Source organism: Corallococcus sp. CA053C (assembly GCF_003611675.1).
GTDB lineage: Bacteria > Myxococcota > Myxococcia > Myxococcales > Myxococcaceae > Corallococcus.
In genome coordinates, this window is the sequence record NZ_RAWA01000599.1 from 1 (window position 1) to 4,320 (window position 4,320).

4 protein-coding genes and 1 pseudogene are annotated in these 4,320 nt (G+C 72.9%); 3 read left to right on the forward strand and 2 right to left on the reverse strand.

The window, feature by feature from the left end:
* The 3 genes and pseudogenes from D7V97_RS46325 to D7V97_RS40665 all read left to right on the forward strand — a co-directional run.
* Positions 1-742: pseudogene (locus tag D7V97_RS46325) on the forward strand (VWA domain-containing protein); the annotation flags it as partial.
* Positions 743-840: 98 nt separating this feature from the next.
* Entirely contained in the window at positions 841-1,986 is a 1,146-nt protein-coding gene (locus D7V97_RS40660; RefSeq protein WP_120615932.1) for a hypothetical protein, read from the forward strand.
* Between the two features lie 27 nt (positions 1,987-2,013).
* On the forward strand, positions 2,014-2,655 hold the full coding sequence (locus D7V97_RS40665) for a phospholipid scramblase-related protein (protein ID WP_120615933.1): 642 nt from the start codon (positions 2,014-2,016) through the stop codon (positions 2,653-2,655).
* Between the two features lie 3 nt (positions 2,656-2,658).
* Here D7V97_RS40665 and D7V97_RS40670 read toward each other — a convergent pair whose 3' ends face one another.
* Both D7V97_RS40670 and D7V97_RS40675 read right to left on the reverse strand, forming a co-directional pair.
* Complete coding sequence (locus D7V97_RS40670) at positions 2,659-2,958, reverse strand: YkvA family protein (protein WP_233583551.1); 300 nt, start codon at positions 2,956-2,958, stop codon at positions 2,659-2,661.
* A 102-nt stretch (positions 2,959-3,060) separates the two neighbouring features.
* The gene (locus D7V97_RS40675) at positions 3,061-4,119 is read right to left on the reverse strand and encodes an ABC transporter ATP-binding protein (protein WP_368669011.1); all 1,059 of its coding nucleotides are present in this window, start codon (positions 4,117-4,119) and stop codon (positions 3,061-3,063) included.
* Positions 4,120-4,320: the final 201 nt, after the last annotated feature.

Here is a 4,320-nt window from a genome sequence, read left to right on the forward strand (position 1 = left end):
CGCCACCACGAAGGACGTGTACTTCGTGGCGAGCTGGTGCTCGATGGCGAGCCGCACGATGCGGTCCTTCATCGCGTCCGCGCCGGTGTCCTTCCAGGCGGAGATGGCGGATGGCGCCAGCACCGGCTCCTGGTCCGCCCCTGCGGAGCGAGATCAAGCCAAGAAGAAGGGCGGCCTGCTGGGCCGGCTCATGTCCGCCGCGATGCCGCAGAAGTCGGTGGCCGCGCCGCCCCCGTCATCCGTGGAGCGGCGTGCCCGGAGGGCAGAGAAGGAAGAGGCGGAAGCCATGCCCCCGGGCGACTACTCCATCCAGGAAACCGCCCTGCCTTCCGTGGCCGAAGCCGTGGAGGGCCTCGCCACCGAGGACCTGGGAAGCCTGCTGGGCCAGCAGCTCGCGAACGGCCTGTGGGACGGCGCGGGGGACGGGCCCGAGGGGGTGCGTCAGGCCCGCGCCACCGCGCGGATGCTGCTGGTGCTCCTGCGCAAGGGCATCACCAGCAGCCACCCGCTGCACGGCGCGCAGGTGAAGAAGGCCGTGGACGCGCTGCTGGCCCTGGCCCCGCAGCTCACCCAGGCCCCGGACGTGGCCGAGCTGGCCCTGGGGGTCGCGTGGCTGGTGGCGTCGGGTCCGCGCACGCGGGGCCGCATTGAACAGGCCGTGAAGCCGCTGCCAGGCCTGGGCGGACGGCTGGGGGACACGGCCGCGCTCCGCCAGCACCTGGAGACGCTCGCGACGCGGTAGGCCATCACACGCACCACCGCGGCCCCTGGCATTCCTCCTGCGAATGCCGGGGGCCGCGCTCCCGTCTTTTCGCGGGGGTCGACTAGGGTTGCGGCTCCATGTTCCTCGCGCCCTTCGTCCTGGTCGTCCTCGTCACCGCGCAGCCCGGGCCTCCCGTCGTGCGGGGTGACGCCCCTTCCGCTTCCGCCCCGGAGTCCGCCGCGCCCGCGGCGGCCATGCCCGCGCCGCCGCTCGTGGCGAGCCCGGACGCCTGCGCCGCCGAAGAGGACTACCTGGCCGGCTTCGATGCGCTGGTGCACGGGGAGGACGCGCGCGCGGTGGAGTCGCTGGAGCGGGTGCTGGAAGCGTGTCCGCAGCACCCATTCGCGCCGGAGCTGGAGCGGCTGGCGCGGGCGCGGCTGAACCCCGGAGCGAAGCTGGCGCAGGAGACGCTGGCGAGGCCGCTGCAGGCGGAGGGCACGTCCCAGGGCGCGCGGGCGTCGCTGACCATCCTGCAGACGCTGCACGGCATCACCCAGGGCATCCTGCTGTGCACCATCGCGGGCTGTGATGACTCGCGCGCGTACGTGGCGGTGTCGCTGCTGGGCGGCGGCGCGGGCGCGGCGGCGTCGCTGCTGCTCACGAAGGGCGGGCTGACGTCGGGACAGGCGGCGGCCATCAACTCCGGCACGGTGTGGGGCTTCGGCTATGGCCTGTCGTCCATCGGCTCGTTCGACCTGGACGGGGACAAGGCCACGGCGTCGGTGATGGTGGGGGCGCTGGGCTTCACCGGCCTGGGGCTGCTCATCGCGGAGTTCGCGCAGCCCACCGCGGGACAGGTGTCGCTGGCGAACTCCGGCGGCCTCTGGGCGGGCGTGGTGGCGGGGCTGCTGATGGCCACGAACAACAACGGCGATACGCAGGTGTTCTTCGGCATCGAGCAGGGCGTGGTGACCGCGGGCATCGTCACGTTCGCGCTCATCTCCCGCGACCTGGACATCTCCCGGGGGCGGGTGCTGCTCATCGACGCGGGCGGCATCCTGGGCGGCCTGCTGGGGGCGAGCACCCTGTTCCTGCTGAACGCGGAAGAGGACGCGGACGTGTTCCTCGTGGGCACCAGCGTGGGGGTGCTCGCCGGCCTGGGCGCCGCCACGTTCCTCACGCGTGATTATGATGCACGGGACGATGCACCGACCGTCTCCGTCGCCCCCACGGCCATGGGCCGCCATGGCGGCCTGGGGCTGACAGTGCTCGGACAGTTCTAGCTTCCCTCCCGCATCCCGGAGCCCGCCATGCCCGTCGAGTCCCAGGCGCTGACCCTGCTGCGCGGTGAGCGCACGCTGCGCGTGCGGCAGGTGAAGGAGTGGGGAGAGATCCTCATGGGGTTCGAGGGTCGCAACCGCTACGAGGTGGTGGGCGACGACGGGGGTCCGCTCTTCTTCGCGGGCGAGGTGGGCGGCGGCGTGGGGCTGTTCCTGCTGCGCAGCTTCCTCAAGGCGAAGCGGCCCTTCACGATGGAGCTCAAGTCCGCGCGCGGAGAGACGCTGCTGCGGCTGCGCCGGCCGTGGCGCTTCTGGCTGTCCCGGATGGAGGTGGAGGACGGCGAGGGCCGGCACCTGGGCACCATCCAGCAGCGCTTCCGCTTCTTCACCCGCGCCTACGACGTGCTCGGGCCCGGGGGCGAAGAGGTGGCCCACCTGGGCGGGCCGTTCTTCCGGCCGTGGACGTTCGTGGTGGAGCAGCAGGGCCGCGAGGTGGGCACCATCGCCAAGAAGTGGAGCGGCTTCGGCAAGGAGATGTTCACGGACGCCGACAACTTCGGCGTCCGGTTCGACGGGCTGGACGACGCCCACGTCCGCGCGCTGGTGGTGGCCGCCACGTTCCTCATCGACTTCGTGCACTTCGAGGACCGGGGCGGCCGCAAGAGCGACTGAGGGTTAGCGGTCCCGGCGCAGCGTGGGCACGCGCGGCTGTCCCGCTTCGTCGCGCGGCAGACCGTCCAGGGGCACGCCCACCGCCGAGCCCGTTGCCGAGGGGCGGTAGCGTTGCACCTCGCGCACCATGAAGAAGGCCGCGGCCGACAGCACGCCCAGGTCATCCAGCCAGCCGAACAGCGGGATGAAGTCCGGAATCGCGTCCACCGGCGACACGAAGTACAGGACGGCCAGCAGTCCCGCCAGCTTCCGCCACGTCCCCACCCGCGGGTCGCGCACGTACTGGAAGAAGCGGGTTCCCATTCCTCGAAGGCCCACGATGTTCATACCCCTCCCTACGCATGGGGGGCCCGGGTGATTGCACTTCCCGTGCCCAGTGCCTGCACGCCCGCTGTGCAGGCGGGTTCAAACCGCCGTCTCTTCCAGCACCTCCGCGCGGCCAATGACTTCCAGGCGGGCGCGGCTTCCTTCACGCAGCGGTGACGCGGGGCCCGCGCGCACGACGAGCGCCATGCCCGCGCAGGACACGGTGAAGTCCACGTGCGCGCCCCGGAAGGCGCGCTCCAGCACCTCGGCGCGCAGCGCGCCGCCCACGGCCACGCCGTCGGTGTCCGGGGTGAGCTTCAGCGCTTCGGGCCGCAGGGACAGCATCACCTGGCCGCGCGCGTCGGCGTTCAGCGGCAGGTTGCCCAGCGCGGTGCGTGCGACGCGGCCGAAGCCCGAACCGGGCAAGAGGTTGGTGCCGCCCAGGAAGTACGCGGCGAACGCGGTGCGCGGCGCTTCGTAGACGGCTTCGGGGGTGCCCTGCTGCTCCACGGTGCCCGCGCGCAGCAGCACCAGCCGGTCCGCGAAGGCCAGCGCGTCGCCCACGTCGTGCGTGGCGAAGAGCACCGCGGTGCCCCGCGCCTTGAGCACGCGGCGCCACTCCGTCAGGAGCGCGGCGCGCAGCCCGGCGTCGAGCCCCGCGAAGGGTTCATCCAGCACCAGCAGCTTCGTCCCGGACGCCAGCGCACGGGCGAGCAGCACCCGCTGCCGCTGTCCTCGGGAGAGCGTCCCACAGGCGCGCGACTCCAGGTCCTCCAGCTGGAACAGCGCCAGCAGGCCCCGCGCGTGCGCCACGCCCTCGCCCTTCGGCTGCGCGTCCATCACCACGTCGCGCACCGTGAGGCCCGCCGCGAGCTCCGCGTCGTGGAGCACGCGGCGCAGCGGGCGCTGTTCAGGGGGCACGAACGCGTCCGGGCCCGCGACCACGCGGCCACCCAGGGTGATGGTGCCCGCGTCCGGCCGCTCCAGGCCCGCCACCAGTCGCAGGAGCGCCGTCTTGCCGGAGCCGGAGGAGCCCAGCAGCGCCAGCGCTTCACCCGGCTCCAGCGCCAGTGACACGTCCCGCACCGCCGGGGAGGCGCCACCGGGATACGTCAGGGAGAGGGAGTCGAGCGAGAGCAGGGGCATGACTGTGGCCACACTACGGTGCGCGTCCTGCCGGGCAAAGCACCGCGTCCAGCGGCTGGGCGATGCACGACGCTCTCCCGTCCGCGCGCGACGGGACTAGGCTGCCCGCCGCGTTCCTTCCCCTCGTCGCCGGGAGTCCCCATGTCGCGCCTGCTGGTCGCTTGTGCCGTCCTGCTGGGAACCACGTCCGCCTTCGCCCAGGCCCCCACCGCC

Coding starts and splice junctions, on each gene's coding strand:
- D7V97_RS40660 (WP_120615932.1), top strand. CDS start 841: ATGTTCCTCGCGCCCTTCGTCCTGGTCGTCCTCGTCACCGCGCAGCCC.
- D7V97_RS40665 (WP_120615933.1), top strand. CDS start 2,014: ATGCCCGTCGAGTCCCAGGCGCTGACCCTGCTGCGCGGTGAGCGCACG.
- D7V97_RS40670 (WP_233583551.1), bottom strand. CDS start 2,958: ATGGGAACCCGCTTCTTCCAGTACGTGCGCGACCCGCGGGTGGGGACG.